This is a genomic window from Enterobacter sp. CGMCC 5087, from assembly GCF_003144775.1.
In the GTDB taxonomy this organism is placed as follows: Bacteria; Pseudomonadota; Gammaproteobacteria; order Enterobacterales; family Enterobacteriaceae; genus Enterobacter; species Enterobacter cloacae_M.
In genome coordinates, this window is record NZ_QFXN01000183.1 from 1 (window position 1) to 840 (window position 840).

At 55.6% G+C, this 840-nt stretch carries 2 protein-coding genes; both read left to right on the plus strand.

Annotated elements, in window-relative coordinates; all coding sequences use genetic code 11:
• On the plus strand, positions 1-301 hold a 301-nt coding region (locus tag DEO48_RS26805), incomplete at its 5' end, for a type VI secretion system-associated FHA domain protein (RefSeq protein WP_375232172.1).
• Positions 301-819, plus strand: coding sequence for a type VI secretion system lipoprotein TssJ (tssJ, locus tag DEO48_RS15565; RefSeq protein WP_046897931.1), 519 nt, complete (start codon positions 301-303; stop codon positions 817-819). The genes DEO48_RS26805 and tssJ, both read left to right, overlap by 1 nt.
• The last annotated feature ends 21 nt before the right edge of the window (positions 820-840 follow it).

Genomic DNA, 840 nt, shown 5'->3' on the forward strand with positions numbered 1-840 from the left:
TCCGGCCGCCGTGAAAGAACTCCTCAGTAATATCCGCCTGCAGCATACGGCCAGCCAGAAGGCGACCAGTGTTGCGCTGCATAGCGTTCTTCAGGCTTTTTCGCCGGAGGGGCTGCTGGCCCGTTTCGCTCATTACCGCCGCGGTGGACAGGGGGAGAGTGCAGGATGGGAGTGGGAGATGTATCAGCATTATTTCCGGGAACTGACCTCATCACGCCAGCAGGGATTTGAAAAACTGTTCCGCCAGGTATACGCCCAGGCGTATGACCGCGCGGTGCGGGATGGGCTGGAGTCGCTGTGATGCGAAATGTTGTCCTGATGTTGCTGTTCACACTATCCCTGGCGGGATGTACCACCATGGGCAAGATGGCGAAGGTTGCAGCCAATCCTGATATCCAGGTCGGTAGTCACGACGATCAGCCTTCCACTGTCTCCTTCAGTCTGGTCGGGGAGCAGGACATGAACCCCAATGAGAGCGGTGATGCGTCACCCGTTGAATTTCAGATTGTCATGCTGGCGGAAGATTCCCGGTTACTTGCCAGTGATTACGATCAGATAACCACTGACCTGCCCAAGGCACTGGCGAAAAACTATCTCGACCACCAGGACTACACCCTGCTACCGGGGCAGTTTAAGTACCTCCCTGCTGCTGAACTGGATAAAAAGACGCGCTATATCGGTGTCGTTGCCCGCTATGCCGATCCGGACAGTACCGAGTGGCGCAAGGTGATCCCGGTGAAAAGTACGGGACGGCATTACCAGGTGCTGGTGCACCTGCGTATGAATGAAGTGGACTTACAACAGCAAACAGAAGAATAACCATGTCGATTCGTAACCGCG